Below are 14778 nucleotides of genomic sequence, written 5' to 3'. Positions count from 1 at the left end.
CCGTTTTTAAATTCGTATTTATTGTAGCTCTGTTTGCAAAAAAACTAAAGTAATAACTAAAATTATTTTTGAATTAAACTTTCGCCTGTCATTTCGGCAGGTTTTTTAACGCCAAGTAAATCAAGCATTGTTGGCGCAACGTCAGCCAGACGACCACCTTCACGCAGCGTAACACCTTTTTTCGTTACAATTACGGGAACTGGAACGGTAGTGTGCGCAGTGTGTGGTTTTCCTTCTGGAGTAGACATTGTTTCAGAGTTACCATGGTCAGCAAAGATAATCGCTGAGCCACCTTTTTCTAAAATAAGGTCTACTACACGACCAAGGTTTTCATCTACTGCTTCGATTGCCTTAATAGTTGGCTCAAGCATACCTGAGTGTCCAACCATGTCTGGGTTCGCGAAGTTTAAGATAATTGCATCGTGTTTGTCGTTTTTAATGTCTTCAACAAGTGCATCTGTTACTTCATATGCGCTCATTTCAGGTTGCAAATCGTATGTTTCTACTTTTGGCGAATTGATTAGAATCCGGTTTTCACCAGGAAATTCTTCATTTCGTCCACCATTCATAAAGAATGTTACGTGTGGATATTTTTCTGTTTCAGCAATACGCAGTTGCGATAAGCCTTCATTAGAAAGTACTTCGCCGATAACATTTTTCATTTCAATTGGCTCAAAAGCAACTTCAGCGTCAACGCTTGGGTTGTAAAGAGTCATTGTCACAAATTTGATGTTTTTAGGGTGATCTGCCCCACGGTCGAAATGATCCCATTCTTTATCAGTGAATGCATTAGAAAGTTGAATCGCACGGTCAGGACGGAAATTGAAGAAAATAACTGCATCGTTGTCTTTAACTGTTGCAACAGGTTTGCCATCTTTAGTAATGATAGCAGGAACAACGAATTCATCATTTTTGTCATTAGCGTAAGAAGCTTTGACAAGTTCGATTGGGTCTTCAAATTTTTCACCTTCAGCGCTTACGATTGCTTTGTATGCTTTTTCAACACGTTCCCAGCGTTTATCACGATCCATCGCGTAGAATCGCCCAGAAACAGTAGCAATTGCGCCATAGTTTAAATCACTAATAGCTTTTTCTAGTGTTTCTAAATATTCTAGTGAAGATTGTGGAGCCACGTCGCGTCCATCAAGGAATGCATGGATATATACGTTTTTCACGCCTTTATCTTTCGCAGTTTCTAAAAGTGCAACGAGGTGATTAATGTGACTATGCACGCCGCCGTCTGATAGTAAACCGAAAAGATGTAGGTCCGAGTTGTTTTCTTTTGTATGAGTGAAAGCATTGTTTAGGGCTTTATTCTCTTGGAATTCGCCTTCTTCAATAGCTTTATCAATACGAGTTAAGCTTTGGTAGACAATACGTCCAGCTCCGATGTTTGTATGGCCAACTTCAGAGTTACCCATTTGACCTTCTGGAAGACCAACATCAAGGCCGGCAGCTTTAAGTTCCCCGTGAGGAAAATTAGCCCAATAACGGTCGAAATTTGGTTTGTTTGCTTGAGCTACAGCATTACCTACTGTTTCTGCACGTTTACCAAAACCATCGAGGATAATAATTGCTACAGGTGATTTACTCATTTTATTTTACTGCCTCCAATAATGCTAAGAACGATGCTGGTTCTAAGCTTGCTCCACCTACAAGAGCTCCGTCAATGTCGGACTCTGCAAGATAATCAGCAATGTTTTCAGGTTTTACGCTACCGCCGTATTGAATACGAACTGCGTCTGCTGCTTTTTGAGATACAGCGTCTGCAACTTCTGCACGAATAACTGCACAAGTTTCGTTTGCATCAGCGCTTGTGGAAGATTTCCCAGTACCGATTGCCCAAATTGGTTCATAAGCAATAACAGATTTGATTACTTGTTCTTCCGTTAATCCAGCAAGTGCCGCACGGATTTGACCACGTACCCAAGTATCTGTTTGACCAGCTTCACGTTGATCTAATGTTTCACCACAGCAAATGATTGGTGTCATACCGTGTTTGAAGATTGCGTGTGCTTTTTTGTTAATATCTTCATCTGTTTCGTGGAAGTACTCACGGCGTTCAGAGTGTCCGATAATAACATAAGAAACACCTAAGTCAGCAAGTGCAAACGGGCTAATTTCGCCAGTGAAAGCACCTTCGTCTTCAAAATAACAGTTTTGTGCAGATACACGAAGATTAGTTCCTTCAGTAAGACGAACTAATTCTTGTAAAAATAGAGCCGGTGCAGCAACTACTGATTCAACAGCATCGCTTGATGGCACGTTATTTTTTACGTCTTCTGCAAATTGTCCTGCTTTTGCAGCAGTTTTGTTCATTTTCCAGTTACCAGCAATAATTGGTTTACGCATTTGGATAAACATCCTCTCGATATTAAAAATTATTTTTGGTTCAGCTTATTTGTCGCTAATAGAAGCAACACCAGGAAGCTCTTTACCTTCAAGATACTCTAAAGATGCACCGCCACCAGTAGAAATATGTGTGAATTTGTCAGCAAAACCTAAGTCCATAGCTGCTGCTGCAGAATCCCCACCACCGATGATAGTTGTTGCATCAGTTAAGTTTGCAATAGCTTCACATACGCCAATTGTACCTTTAGCAAAGTTGCTAAGTTCGAATACGCCCATTGGACCATTCCATACAACTGTTTTAGCGCCTTGAAGTTCTTTTGTGAATAAGTCAATTGTAGCTTGACCAATATCTAGTCCCATTTCGTCAGCAGGCATTTTATCTGCATCTACTGTGTGGAAAGGAGCGTCGTTACTGAATTCTTTAGATACAACTGCGTCAACTGGTAATACTAATTTATCGCCAGCTTTTTCAAGTAAGCCTTTAGCAAGTTCAACTTTATCTGCTTCTAAAAGAGATTTACCAATTTCTTGACCTTGAGCTGCCATGAAAGTGAAAGTCATTCCGCCGCCGACAAGTACTTTGTCTGCTTTTGTAAGTAAGTTTTCGATAACACCGATTTTGTCAGAAACTTTTGCGCCACCTAGGATTGCTACTAGTGGACGTGCTGGATTATCAACTACACCGCCGATGAATTTAATTTCTTTTTCCATCAAAAATCCGGCCGCTGATTCTAGGTTAGAAGCGATTCCAACGTTAGACGCGTGCGCACGGTGAGCAGTACCGAAAGCGTCATTTACGAAAACGTCGCCAAGGCTAGCCCAGTATTTTCCAAGTTCTGGATCATTTTTGCTTTCTTTTTTACCATCAATATCTTCAAAACGTGTATTTTCAAAAAGAAGTACTTCGCCGTCTTTTAACTCAGCAATTGCTGCTTCAAGTTCTGGACCACGAGTAGTAGGAACGAATTTCACTTCTTTTCCAAGTAATTCGCTTAAACGAGCGGCTACTGGACGAAGAGATTTTCCTTCTTTATCTTCTTCTGTTTTTACTTTTCCAAGGTGAGAAAATAGAATTGCTTTACCGTTTTGTTCTAAGATGTACTCAATTGTTGGAAGTGCAGCTACAATACGGTTGTCATTAGTGATTTTACCGTCTTTCATTGGCACGTTAAAGTCAACACGGACTAAAACTTTTTTGTCTTTTAAATCTAAATCAGTTACAACTTTTTTAGCCATTTAGAGTTCCTCCATTAATTTTAAAGGATTGGGGTCGCCCCCGTTATTTCAGAAAATAAGCGGAAACAATAGTGTCTCCGCTTATTCTTGTTATTGCTGATGTGACTAGCACTTCAGTAAAATTAATCTGCTAATTATTTAGCGATTTTTGCAAAGTATTCTAAAGTACGTACTAATTGAGCAGTGTAGCTCATTTCGTTATCGTACCAAGCTACAGTTTTAACTAATTGTTGATCGCCAACTGTAAGAACTTTTGTTTGAGTTTCGTCAAATAATGAACCGAAAGTCATACCTTTGATGTCAGAAGAAACAACTTGATCACTAGTGTAACCAAATGTTTCTGAATCAGAAGCTGCTTCCATAGCTGCATTTACTTCGTCAACAGTAACTTTTTTGTCAAGAACTGTTACTAACTCTGTAAGGGAACCAGTTGGAACTGGAACACGTTGAGCAGCTCCGTCTAATTTACCTTTAAGTGTTGGTAATACTTCACCGATAGCTTTAGCAGCACCAGTTGTATTAGGGATAATATTTTCGGCAGCAGCACGTGCACGACGGAAGTCACCTTTTGGATGTGGAGCATCTAATGTATTTTGGTCACCAGTGTAAGCGTGAATTGTAGTCATTAGACCTTCAACAACACCAAATTTGTCTTCTAAAACTTTAGCCATTGGAGCTAAACAGTTAGTAGTACAGCTTGCGCCAGAGATAACTGTTTCAGTTCCGTCTAATGTTTCATGGTTTACATTGTAAACGATTGTTTTCATGTCGCCAGTTGCTGGAGCGGAGATAACAACTTTTTTAGCGCCAGCTTTAATGTGTAATTCAGCTTTATCTTGCGCTGTGAAGAAACCAGTACATTCTAGAACGATGTCTACTCCTAGGTCACCCCATGGAAGTTCTTCTGGGTTACGGTTAGCTAAAACTTTAACTTCTTTACCGTTTACTTTGAAGAAACCATCATGTACTTCTACTTCACCGTCAAAACGGCCTTGAGTTGTATCATATTTTAACAGGTGAGCTAACATTTTAGCGTCTGTTAAGTCATTGATTGCAACAACTTCAATTCCTTCCACATTTTGAATACGACGGAATGCTAGACGTCCGATACGTCCAAAACCATTAATACCAACTTTAACTGTCATAAGTCAATTTCCTCCTTGAAAATAGTGTTTTTTTATTTCAAAAGGGTATTACTCCCTTTTAAAAGCGATTTTGCTGCTCCTTCATCCGTGATTAAAATCGTATTTTTTGGAGCGCTTTTCATATACGATTTGATTGCTTTGGCTTTCGATGTACCGCCTGCAACAGCGATAATGTGCGGGATTTGCGCTAAGTCTTCGAATTGAAGACCGAATGTAGGAACCTTATGTACAACCTCGCCCTGTTCATCAAAATAATAACCAAATGCTTCACCAACAGCTTTACGATGGATGATTTTTTCAAGTACATCTTCGCCGGTATGTCTGCGTTTCGCCATCGCGAGCGCATCACCTATGCCTAAAATAATAGCATTTGCGGATTGTACTAATCGTAAGCCTTCTTGAATTGCCGGTTCTTTCAGTAACGAACGATAGGCCTCTTCACCTAACTGCTCTGGAACATAGAGAACGCGGTGCTTCGTGTTTGTCTTCGTTGCCATCTTATCACAAATTGTATTCGCTTGATTGTCAAGGTCTTCACCAATACCTCCACGACCGGGAACGAAAAGTAGTTCTCTGCCTTTTGCGAAATCAGTTGTCATCATTTCGGCAACAGTTGCCATTGTAGAGCCGCCCATAACTGCGACGATGTTTCTTTTTTCGGTGAGCGCCATGTCTAATTGTTCTACTGCCACACGTCCCATTTCTTCGCGGACCCATGGAGTATCATCGCTATCACCTTGCACTACCAAGCATTTTTTGATTTGCAATTTCTTCGCTAATTGTTCTTCCATTGAATGTAAACCTGAAAGTTGGTTCATGACATTTTCCAAATCACGGAAAACGACCAAACCTTCTTTTGTAACGGTCATTCCGGAAGAAGCAATTTCTACTAAACCTTGCGCTTTCAAAAATTCTACTTCGCCGCGCAGGACGCGTTCACTCATGCCTAACATTCCGGCAAGTGTCCGTCTCCCAACTGGTTCAGAAAAATAAATCGAGCGTAGGATTTGGTAGCGTTTTTGCATAATCATCAAAACGTCGGGCAATAACTTTTTCTGAATGTTAATTAAGTCTGACATTTTTAATTGCTCCTCATCTTTGGACGCTTAACGACCCACTTAGTCATCTGACGTCCCGTTAGAACTAAAAAAAGTAGAGATAGAGGTTTTTCATAACTTTCAAGACTATTAAACTAGCTACTTCAGCTTGTTAACAAAGTGTCTCTCAATGTGATTTTTACCCCTTCTCTTTCTGCTTACGCTGGTGAATCTTTTTTTAATGTTCTTTAACTACCCTACGTTCCCTATTCTAACAGTCTTGGCGCAAATCTTCAAGTGTTAAGTGGGACATTTATGAAATATTCACCTGAAATTTACAATTAATTTTTAAACTGCAAACTTCGAAATAGGCTATGTTAGTTGTTTTCCACGTCTCTTGAAAATGAAACATGCTCTTAGTAAATTTTTTGTTTTAAAAAGACGTTTTTTGTCCCACACACCGCACGTGAGGCAAAAAACGTCTTTTAAAATCTTTTTCTTTTGGACGAAGAAGGAATATTTAATTCTAAGCGATATTTCGCGATAGCTCTTCTTGAAACTTGGATTTCTTTTTCCGCGAGCATATCTACTATTTTTTGATCAGAAAGTGGTTTTAATTTATCTTCTGCTGCTACAAATTCTTGCACTAGTTTTTTGATAGTTGTACTGGAAATATCGCCGGCATTTTCGTTTTCGGACGATTTCTTCTGTAAACCTGATGCGAAAAAGCGTTTTAGTTCGTATACACCGCTTGTCGTTTCCATGTATTTCCCGTTCACAGCCCGGCTCACAGTAGATTCGTGCACGCCAAGTTCCTCTGCTACTTCTTTCAAAGTTAACGGTTGTAAATGGGCTGAATTATCAAGGAAATAGGCTTTTTGATGGCTAACAATCGCCTCACCAACTCTTTGCAACGTGTTTTCGCGCTGTTCGATGCCTTTTTTTATCCAATCAAATTCACCAGCTTTTTCACGTAAAAATTGGGCGACGTCTTTTTCTTCCGTTGCTCGCATTGTTTCGTAGTAAGCTTCTTGAAAACGTACTTGCGGTAGAAATTGCTTTGCTAGCGAAACAGCGAATTCATTTTCATGTTGGAGTAAAATTAAGTCTGGAACCACATATTGGACACGTTCGGATTCAAACTCAGAACCTGGTTTAGGGTTTAGCGTTTGGATGTAATCGGAAACTTCTTGGATATCTTGTAAACTAACATCCATTTCTGCGGCGATTATCTTCCATTTTTTCTCGGCGAACTCTGTGAAGAATTTTTGAATCACATCATAAGCAATGTAAGGAGCATCAGGCGAGCGTTCGATTTGTAGTAAAATGCATTCACGCGCATCTCTGGCTCCAACCCCGGCCGGCTCCATGCTTTGCAGAATCTCCAGCCCTTCTAAAACACTAGAATCATCCATTAAAAGTGCTGCACTGACATCTTTTAAATCTATTTGTAAATAACCATTGTCATTCAAACTTTCTATTAAATATAAAACGATAATTTTTTGTGTTTGCGTGACATCCATTAAATGCAGCTGTTCTTTTAGCGCATCGGCTAATGTCAATTTATTATCAGCGATTTGTTCTAGCCAATCCGTATCATCAGAACTTCCCGCGCTTTTACGGCTACTGTAGGAAAAATCTGTTGCAAAATCCGAGCCTGGAATCACTTCAATTAATGGGTTCTCGAGTGCTTTATCTTCTAAAAATGCCACTAAATCAGCTGTCGCAAATTGAAGCATTGCAATAGACTGGGACAATTGTTGCGTCATATTTAATTTCTGTGACTGCTTTTGTTGTTGCTTTTGGACGAAATTAGATTCTAAACGCACATTAAAACCTCCATTAAAAATCCGCCTGGCATAAGCATACCAAACTAAATTCCATTTATTGTCTTCATTATAACATGCCATTTTTCAAATTACAGCAGATTCTCTTTGAAAAAAATCCAAGTACTTGTTTCAGCACTTGGACTTTTTGTTATTTCGGTAAATGGTTTAAGAAGTTGCGCGATGCAAATCCTTCAACCTCTTCTTTTGTATAATGTTTTTCTAATGTTTGGAGGAAGCTTTGGTATTTGCCAGCGTGTTCAAGGCCTTTAACATGGTCAGGAATACCATCAAAATCTGATCCGAAACCAATGTTTTTCAAACCGCCAAGCTCACAAATATGATCGATATGGCGAATGACATCTTCCATATCAGCTACTCCGGTATTTGTCGTGAAAAGCGGATGGAAAATAACGTGAATCATCGCATCGTGCTCAATCATCGCTTTAATTTGGTCGTCATCCAAATTTCTAGGATGCGAACAAATAGCTTTCGCGCTTGAATGACTGGCAATGACAAATTCCGCTTGCTCCAATGTTTCCCAAAAAGCTTTTACACTCAAATGAGACACATCCGTATATACTTTTCTTTCATTTAAAAGATGGATAATGTCTTTTCCAAAACGCGTTAGACCCGCGCCACGTTCTTCCATAATACCATCTGCTGCCAAATTGGCGTTGTTCCACGTTAGTCCGACAGATAATACGCCACCATCAAGTAATTGCGTTAATTTATCTAAATCACGTCCAATTGGTTCAACACCTTCTAGTGTTAGCATCGCGCCAATTTTGTCTTCAGGTAGATTTTCTAAATCACACCATTTTTTTACATGTTGGATAATTCCACCTTTATGCAGTACGTGTTGTTTAAAAATATTAACTTGCTCAACCGCTTTTTTCCATTTATGTTCAACAGGAATATCTTCATCAAGAAAGATGGCGAATCCTTGCATTAACATTTTAGCTTCTATAAGCCGTTCAAAGTTCACATCAAGTTCTTCCGCATCTTGGAAAGTGTATTTTCCTTTTCCAGCCTGCAACTTGTAAAGCGCATCACAGTGGGTATCAATTACTCTCATTTTCTGTCGTTCCTCCTTTTTGATACATCTATTATATACTTTTCAGAGGAATAGACAAGGAGTTTTTCAGGAACGAAACTATTTTGTCATTTTATGCTGTTTTCCCGGCCAGAATGACCATTTTCCAAGGAGCACGGTAATTGATGGCACTAGGAACGGACGGACGATGAATGTATCAAGCAACACGCCAATTGCTGTAATTAAGCCAAATTGCACGAGGAGTTGAATTGGTAGTGTAGTTAAAACGCCAAAAGTTCCTGCTAAAATCAGACCTGCGGATGTGATAACCCCACCTGTTTGGCCAACGCCTTCTGTAATTGCTTTTCGGAGTGGCATTTTCTTGCTGTTTTTCCAGATACTAGAAATCATAAAGATATTGTAATCTTCCCCGAGTGCGACGATAAACACAAAAGCATAAAGCGGAATCAAGCCAGAAATCGCCTCAACACCCATCGCGTAATGGATAATGACCCAGCCGAGTCCGAGTGCTCCAACGAACGATAACAGAACCGTTGCCACGAGGTAAAGCATTGCTGTAATTGAGCGCAAATAACATAAAAGTAAAATCGCAATCAAAGCAATAACAAGTGGGATAATCACTTTTTCATCATGCTCTGTAACTGCGCGATCGTCATATTGTGTAGCTGTTTGACCGGCAATATACACGTCATTTCCTTTGTCAGCAGCGGCGCGAACTTTTGGTACGACATCCATCGCTTCATTACTATAAGGATTATCTTTTAAAATGAGTGTGTATTTTTGATAGTCCTTGCTTCGTTCAGGGCCGGTAACCGATGCAACCCCGTCCACATTTTCCAGCGAACTCTTCATGGATTCTTTGGAGTTCACAACCACTTCCATTGGCGCAAGCATACCGGCACCGAAATGGTCGCTAATAAGCGTAAACCCTTCCCGTGATGGCATGTCTTCTGGGAACGTCGAAAGCGTATCATAGGTGTATTTGACTTGGGTTGTAAAAATTCCACATCCAATTAAAATAATCAACGTAATAATTAAAATTCGTACGGGGTGTTTCGCGGACATTTCACCAATTTTATGCCAAAAACGGTTTTCTTTGTGGTGTTTCGGTGTTTTGCCTTTTTTCTTCGCGCGACTTTCTTCCATTTCTACGGTTCTTGGGACAAATGGCCAGAATGAAACGCGTCCAAATATACCTAGAAGTGCTGGTACAAGTGTAAGCGAAGAAATCATCATAATGAAAATTGCTAGGCTAAATGGTACGGCGAAATTATGGAATGACCCGTATTCTGCGGCTAATAGTAACAAAAGTGCCGCCATTACAGTCAAACCACTAAGCGCAATCGCACCTGCTGTCCCGCTGAACGCTTCTTTAAATGCTTGGAACCTGTTTTTCTCAGTGTGCAAATGGCTGCGGAATCTGGATATCAAGAATAAACAATAATCCGTTCCGGCGCCAAATAGCAGTACGGTCATTATCGAGAGTCCCTGTGAGCCATAAGTGATAATCCCTTCTTTCGCAAGTAATCCAAGAATCGGCGTAATCACCAAATATGCAAAGCCAACCGCAATCAAAGGAATTAATGCTAAAATTGGCGAACGATAAATCACTAATAAAAAGACTAAAACAAGTAAGACAGTCCCAATTAATAGCGAAACATCCGCGTCTTTAAATAGACCACTCGCATCCACACTTATACCAGCCGGACCAGTTGTCCGGGCAACGAGCGTGTCATCCGCTGAAACTTTCTGCGCAAATGGGTTTTCACCAATCGTTGTTTTCGCAGCTGATTCAAGTTGTTTAAAACTTTCCGATAGTTGATCCGATGTTGCGCTATCTTTCATAATAACCGTTTGAATAAACGTAGTTCCGTCTTTGGAAACTTGTTGTTTTAGTGCAACTGGTGGCATTTTGTCGTAAGGAACCGCCATCTTTTGGTAATCTACTGGATTTTCTGTTAGTTCTTTGCTGTATTTTTGGATATTCATTAAATCTGCTGTCGTCAAGCCAGTGGAACGATACCAGGTAATCAGAGCTGGTACCCCATCCGTTCCCGCAAATTTGTCATCAATTAATTTTTGCGCAACAACAGACGGCTCTGAGTTAGGCAAATCTTTCGCCGCATCATCTTTGTAATCGGCTGCTTTTGGAAAGAATAATTGTAAAATAATAATAGCGATAATCCACAGACCTAACGTGATAAATCGACCTTTCTTGCCGCCAACCCCGCCGGCTATTTTACTTAAAAATCCATCTTTCATTAGAAATCCCCCTTTAGTTTGCTCGTTTTTTCGTTTATCGTTTGATAAGTGAAACCACAAAAAAAGAAGCACGCTAAATTATACCTCTTTTTTGCATATACCAAACATCATTAAATTGATTAATTCATCGATTTGTTCCGCAGTCGTTTGCTTTTGCGCAAAGCTACCTTTCCCAGAAAAAAGTGGGCTAATAGTAGACAAACAGTACCGCGCGGCTGTCTCAGCACTGACACCATCGCGCAGTTCGCCAGCATTTTCTAATCGTTCGAAAAAGGCTTGAAATGGCTCTAGATACGTTTGCTGCCATAATTTATAGAGTAAAAACTGATTTCGCGGCTTCATTTCATTGAGGATATCATGGATCATTAATAAAATATTAGTCGGATGCTCCTCAATTAACATGATTAACATATCATGCAGTTGTTCCTCTTTCCCTTTTTCCGCCTGCATAATCGGATGCATTTCCACCTGAATATTTTGCGTCAATTCACGAACCACTTCAATATAAAGTGATTCTTTATCTTCAAAATGGTGATATAGTGCCGGTTGGGTAATTTTGGCAAGTTTAGCTATTTCTCTTGTAGAAACTGCCCGGTAACCTTTTTCCATAAATAAATCACGTGCTGTATCCAGTATTTTTCTTCTTGTTATCCCTAATTCTTCTGCCCGAGTCCGCTTCTTTTCCATCATCACCCCACCTTTCTTATTTTGTTGCAGTTAGTAATGGAAGGTTTTTATTAATGAGCTTTTCTAATGTTTCCTTATGCCATTTACGACCAAGAACCCGCTTACTAACAAGATATTTCCCTTCCTCCAGCTCGCCGTCCTCTGTCACTGCACGAATATATAAACGATAAACCAAAGTCTTTTTCTCAAGCGCAATTTGCTGAACCGTCTTCCCATCCAAAAAGTGCATTTCCGCATCACTTAATTTAAATACAAACGTAAAAATCCCCGCTTCCGTAAACGCGAGAATAAGCGAGTGCCTTCCTCGCATGTGAGGTCCTGCATATAAAAAATCAATCGTTTGCACGGTCAAATTATTATCTTCACTGTATGTTCTTACTTCTTTTTCTAATCGCTCTTTCAAACTTGCAGCCAAAATAAGCGCCTCCCTTAATGATTAATATTTTACCAGAAAATGGTGGGTTGAAGTAGGGAAATTTTTGTTTGTGGGATAAAAATATTAGCAGGGTTAGAGTGCTTTTTAATCGCTTATCGCTTTTAGGTGCTCTTTAAGCTTGATTTACATCTTATGCTTTCATCAAGTTCTTTCCACTCATCCTCTGTAAAACCAGAAAATTCCATTCCTACAATCTTATTATCTTCGTTTAGAAATAAAGCAACACGATTAGACATTTTCATAACAGTAAATATTTTCTCTCCATCAAATTTAAAATATATTTTTTTATGCGCTCTATACACTTTAAACTTAGATTTTTTAGTTATAACTGGATAAGCATCAAAAATAGTCGTTTGAATTAATGGGTTTTTTTCTGTATATTTTTCAACTACCAAATTACTATCTTCTATATCATTAATGGATACGACAACCAATTCCACAATCTTTTGTGTGATAGCATTGATTTTAACTTCAACAAGTGAGTCATGTTCATTGATAAATAAAAAGTAATAGAGTTCTCCTAGTCTATATTTATCTGCATTTTCGGGAAAAGTTATTGTGATTGGTACATAGTAATCTATTTCTAGCTTATCTTTAACTAGTTTGTTTTCGTAAGTTTGAATTTTCATATTTCCCTCTCTTATACCATAATAATAGATTAGACAGCATTTCCCGTTAACTCCCGCAAATAATGATTGATATTTATTCAATCATTATTTTTTATAAACCTTTCTAATTCTTCCAAAGAGCTAAATGTCTCTCTTATATTTACCATTTCTCCAAATATTGATATACGGTAGTCTAAAAAATCCTTCGTTTGGTATATCCCTACGATAAAATAATTAGTTTTTGTAGTTAGAAATTTTTCTTTCACCTCATAAAAAAATTGATTTATCTTAGTGAAATCAATTTTTGCATTCAAAGTCTTCATAATTTCATTCTCTACTATATCGATAGAGTCAGTATCCCCGCTACATATACTTTCTCCTTTTTCTGTATCAAAAAGTACTACAGTATAATTTTTATCTACTCTTTCAGAATCATATTTAATTGTAAAGTTCGCTTTATTTTCTTTTAAAAACGTTTGCAATTTCTGACACATTTTTTAATCTCCTTTTTGTAATCTTCGTTGTTTTTCATTCAAAAACTTGCGTGCATCTTCACAATAACAGTTTATCAAACTACACCTCAAAACAAAACGCTTAAACCATTTACCAAGAAACACTTCCCCCTCATAATTCACAAAAAAGTCAAATCCAGTATTCTCTTCTCCACTCATTCATGCTGATATCAATATTAGTGCTTACTACACTGGTATAAACGTTTTTTACGATTATATAAATATTAAAGGGAAGTTGGTTTGAAAAATGGGAGAACTAGGTAACATCGAAACACGAAACGGGAGAACATCATTTTTTGATGGAGGTTTACTGCAATATATCGGTTGGACGATACTTGGGACTTTGGTGACGATTTGTACTGCTGGAATTTGTTATCCATGGGCTTTGTGTATGGTTTATGGCTGGAAAATCAATCATACTGTTATTGAAGGAAGACGTTTGAAATTCCAAGGTTCTGCGGTTGGACTTTTTGGTCACTGGATTAAATGGTTATTGCTAACTATTATTACTATCGGAATTTATGGTTTCTGGGTTTTCATTAAGTTAGAAGATTGGAAAGTAAAAAATACGATTTTTAAATAAAAAGAAAAAACATCTTACAAAATGGCTTTTGCCAAATGTGAGATGTTTTTTAATATGCCCTCGGAGGGATTAACACATACTGATATATAGGCATTTTAAAGGTATTCGCCACAAATTTTACCACAAAAATCTATTATTGTAATATGATTGTGATTGTGCAATAATATTCACATGAACGATATTATTCGTTCAATCATGATTTCATTCATCTCACTTAGCTGTTCTAAATAACAGCAACCTCGAATTTTTTCGGGGTATTTTTTATTTTATCAGTAGACAATATCAAAATCGCATGTTATTATGTATTCAAGAACTTAATAAGTTCTGGCGCTGTTTCGGCGCAGTTTAGTTACTTATTGTGAAATGTAAATTTTAATGTAGACACACGCGTTTAGTGCGTGAAGAGCTACAACTTTTAACTACTTACTATGAAAAGTAAGGGAAAAAGCATCAGACTTCGGTTTGATGCTTTTTTATTTTAAAATAAATTTAATAAAACTATTGACTACAACAATATATTGTTGTATAGTATAAATATAGCAAGGGAACACAAAATAAAAACATAAAGGATGATGAATGATGAACGGATTTATTAAAAGATATGCAGAAGAGAAAAAAGGTTGGACACTCTACAAACTGGCAAAAGAATCAGGTATTAGAGAAACTACATTAAGATTTGCTGATTCTAAATCAGTGTATAATCTATCTGCTTTAAATATCAAGTTGATTAGTGAAGCTGTTGGCGAAACACCGGGTACTGTACTAGATGAATTAACTGATCTAGAAAAAGAAATGGAAATGGAAACTACATACTGGTACAATGAAGCTACAGACAGATTACTAACATGGAAAGAATATAAAGCAAACATTGAAAGTGGAGCAAAAGAATGGTTAGAAGACCTACAAGAAGAGGAAGAAGAACTTGATGATAGTGATAAAACTAGTCTTGAAACACTCATACAGTTATCTTTTGAAAACGAAAGTGATTTTGTTCTATCTGACAGTGAAGGTAATAAAATAGAAGAATGGTAAAAAAC

Annotated in this window: 14 protein-coding genes; 2 read left to right on the top strand and 12 right to left on the bottom strand. The window is 38.1% G+C overall.

What is annotated here, in order from left to right; genetic code table 11:
• Nucleotides 1–62: 62 nt before the first annotated feature.
• From gpmI to HCB49_RS12990, 12 genes are all read right to left on the bottom strand, one after another.
• Nucleotides 63–1595, bottom strand: coding sequence for a 2,3-bisphosphoglycerate-independent phosphoglycerate mutase (gpmI, locus tag HCB49_RS13045; protein WP_185605193.1), 1533 nt, complete (start codon nucleotides 1593–1595; stop codon nucleotides 63–65).
• Between the two features lies 1 nt (nucleotide 1596).
• Nucleotides 1597–2352 carry a triose-phosphate isomerase gene (gene tpiA, locus HCB49_RS13040; protein WP_003723925.1) on the bottom strand — a complete coding sequence of 252 codons (756 nt, stop codon included), beginning with the start codon at nucleotides 2350–2352 and terminating at the stop codon, nucleotides 1597–1599.
• A gap of 45 nt (nucleotides 2353–2397) precedes the next feature.
• Complete coding sequence (locus HCB49_RS13035; protein WP_185481096.1) at nucleotides 2398–3588, bottom strand: phosphoglycerate kinase; 1191 nt, start codon at nucleotides 3586–3588, stop codon at nucleotides 2398–2400.
• Between the two features lie 134 nt (nucleotides 3589–3722).
• Entirely contained in the window at nucleotides 3723–4733 is a 1011-nt protein-coding gene (gap, locus tag HCB49_RS13030) for a type I glyceraldehyde-3-phosphate dehydrogenase (RefSeq protein WP_185356973.1), read from the bottom strand.
• A 32-nt stretch (nucleotides 4734–4765) separates the two neighbouring features.
• Nucleotides 4766–5812: a sugar-binding transcriptional regulator gene (locus HCB49_RS13025; RefSeq protein WP_069008201.1), complete on the bottom strand. Its 1047-nt coding sequence runs from the start codon at nucleotides 5810–5812 to the stop codon at nucleotides 4766–4768.
• 443 nt (nucleotides 5813–6255) lie between these two features.
• Nucleotides 6256–7599 (bottom strand): RNA polymerase factor sigma-54, encoded by a 1344-nt coding sequence (rpoN, locus tag HCB49_RS13020; RefSeq protein ID WP_185481097.1) that lies wholly within the window; start codon nucleotides 7597–7599, stop codon nucleotides 6256–6258.
• A gap of 148 nt (nucleotides 7600–7747) precedes the next feature.
• Complete coding sequence (locus tag HCB49_RS13015; protein ID WP_185605192.1) at nucleotides 7748–8674, bottom strand: dipeptidase; 927 nt, start codon at nucleotides 8672–8674, stop codon at nucleotides 7748–7750.
• Nucleotides 8675–8752: 78 nt separating this feature from the next.
• Nucleotides 8753–10915, bottom strand: a complete 2163-nt coding sequence (locus HCB49_RS13010; protein ID WP_185605191.1) for an MMPL family transporter — start codon at nucleotides 10913–10915, stop codon at nucleotides 8753–8755.
• Nucleotides 10916–10993: 78 nt separating this feature from the next.
• Nucleotides 10994–11602, bottom strand: coding sequence for a TetR/AcrR family transcriptional regulator (locus HCB49_RS13005; protein WP_185605234.1), 609 nt, complete (start codon nucleotides 11600–11602; stop codon nucleotides 10994–10996).
• A 16-nt stretch (nucleotides 11603–11618) separates the two neighbouring features.
• Nucleotides 11619–12017, bottom strand: a complete 399-nt coding sequence (locus HCB49_RS13000; protein WP_185504640.1) for a hypothetical protein — start codon at nucleotides 12015–12017, stop codon at nucleotides 11619–11621.
• Nucleotides 12018–12139: 122 nt separating this feature from the next.
• The gene (locus HCB49_RS12995) at nucleotides 12140–12667 is read right to left on the bottom strand and encodes a glycoside hydrolase family protein (RefSeq protein ID WP_185605190.1); all 528 of its coding nucleotides are present in this window, start codon (nucleotides 12665–12667) and stop codon (nucleotides 12140–12142) included.
• A 77-nt stretch (nucleotides 12668–12744) separates the two neighbouring features.
• Complete coding sequence (locus tag HCB49_RS12990; protein WP_185605189.1) at nucleotides 12745–13140, bottom strand: hypothetical protein; 396 nt, start codon at nucleotides 13138–13140, stop codon at nucleotides 12745–12747.
• Nucleotides 13141–13405: 265 nt separating this feature from the next.
• On the opposite strand from HCB49_RS12990, the gene HCB49_RS12985 reads away from it, so the two are divergent.
• Nucleotides 13406–13741 carry a YjgN family protein gene (locus tag HCB49_RS12985; protein WP_185518359.1) on the top strand — a complete coding sequence of 112 codons (336 nt, stop codon included), beginning with the start codon at nucleotides 13406–13408 and terminating at the stop codon, nucleotides 13739–13741.
• Nucleotides 13742–14317: 576 nt separating this feature from the next.
• Nucleotides 14318–14773: a hypothetical protein gene (locus tag HCB49_RS14390; RefSeq protein WP_260479532.1), complete on the top strand. Its 456-nt coding sequence runs from the start codon at nucleotides 14318–14320 to the stop codon at nucleotides 14771–14773.
• Nucleotides 14774–14778 lie beyond the last annotated feature (5 nt).

It is taken from the genome of Listeria cossartiae subsp. cayugensis, from assembly GCF_014229095.1.
Taxonomy (GTDB): Bacteria; Bacillota; Bacilli; order Lactobacillales; family Listeriaceae; genus Listeria; species Listeria cayugensis.
This window is presented reverse-complemented; position numbering and strand designations above follow the sequence as displayed.

What these genes read in the sequence shown, in the direction of transcription:
- HCB49_RS13005 (WP_185605234.1), bottom strand. Translation starts at nt 11,602, where the DNA reads ATGGAAAAGAAGCGGACTCGGGCAGAAGAATTAGGGATAACAAGAAGA.
- HCB49_RS13035 (WP_185481096.1), bottom strand. Translation starts at nt 3,588, where the DNA reads ATGGCTAAAAAAGTTGTAACTGATTTAGATTTAAAAGACAAAAAAGTT.
- HCB49_RS12990 (WP_185605189.1), bottom strand. Translation starts at nt 13,140, where the DNA reads ATGTGTCAGAAATTGCAAACGTTTTTAAAAGAAAATAAAGCGAACTTT.
- HCB49_RS13015 (WP_185605192.1), bottom strand. Translation starts at nt 8,674, where the DNA reads ATGAGAGTAATTGATACCCACTGTGATGCGCTTTACAAGTTGCAGGCT.
- HCB49_RS13010 (WP_185605191.1), bottom strand. Translation starts at nt 10,915, where the DNA reads ATGAAAGATGGATTTTTAAGTAAAATAGCCGGCGGGGTTGGCGGCAAG.
- gap (WP_185356973.1), bottom strand. Translation starts at nt 4,733, where the DNA reads ATGACAGTTAAAGTTGGTATTAATGGTTTTGGACGTATCGGACGTCTA.
- HCB49_RS12995 (WP_185605190.1), bottom strand. Translation starts at nt 12,667, where the DNA reads ATGAAAATTCAAACTTACGAAAACAAACTAGTTAAAGATAAGCTAGAA.
- gpmI (WP_185605193.1), bottom strand. Translation starts at nt 1,595, where the DNA reads ATGAGTAAATCACCTGTAGCAATTATTATCCTCGATGGTTTTGGTAAA.
- HCB49_RS14390 (WP_260479532.1), top strand. Translation starts at nt 14,318, where the DNA reads ATGATGAACGGATTTATTAAAAGATATGCAGAAGAGAAAAAAGGTTGG.
- HCB49_RS13025 (WP_069008201.1), bottom strand. Translation starts at nt 5,812, where the DNA reads ATGTCAGACTTAATTAACATTCAGAAAAAGTTATTGCCCGACGTTTTG.
- HCB49_RS12985 (WP_185518359.1), top strand. Translation starts at nt 13,406, where the DNA reads ATGGGAGAACTAGGTAACATCGAAACACGAAACGGGAGAACATCATTT.
- tpiA (WP_003723925.1), bottom strand. Translation starts at nt 2,352, where the DNA reads ATGCGTAAACCAATTATTGCTGGTAACTGGAAAATGAACAAAACTGCT.